Here is a 455-nt window from a genome sequence, read left to right as displayed (position 1 = left end):
AGCTGGTCCATTTGGCAAGTCTTCTTCCAAATATTCTCGTACAAATCGTCCAGCGTCAGCCGTCTGCCATATTTTCGTGGACGGCCGGGGCCAGATTTTGCAGCAGGCAGCTCGTAAATCTGCGTATCATGCCGGACATTGCAGATAATGGCAAGATTGTCATACTGCTGGGCGTGATGAATCAGATTTTTCTTGGCGTACCAGCTGTCAAACAGCAGGATGACCTGACGTTTGCTGAGCATCGGCATCACTTCATCAAGAAGATCTGCCGCCAGCTGCAGCTTGCTTGCCGTCTTGCTCCACATGGCGTAGCCTAATGGCACAGCCAGATAATCAATCCATGGCTTGCCTTTCCTCTGCTTTAGTATGGGCACACTCATGGTTATGCTGACAAAGCAATGCCCGTTGACATACGACTTGCCGTTATGGCGGGCGTGGTCATAAAGGATTGACAC

At 50.5% G+C, this 455-nt stretch carries 1 protein-coding gene; it reads right to left on the bottom strand.

Annotation, left to right across the window (positions count from 1 at the left end; genetic code table 11):
• A partial coding sequence (locus ACE419_RS11555) for a transposase (protein WP_435722086.1) occupies positions 1-455 on the bottom strand: 455 nt, incomplete at both ends.

This window comes from Mitsuokella apri (assembly GCF_047974105.1).
Lineage (GTDB): Bacteria > Bacillota > Negativicutes > Selenomonadales > Selenomonadaceae > Mitsuokella.
Note: the sequence above shows the minus strand (reverse complement) of the source record. Positions and strands in the feature narration are given on the sequence as shown.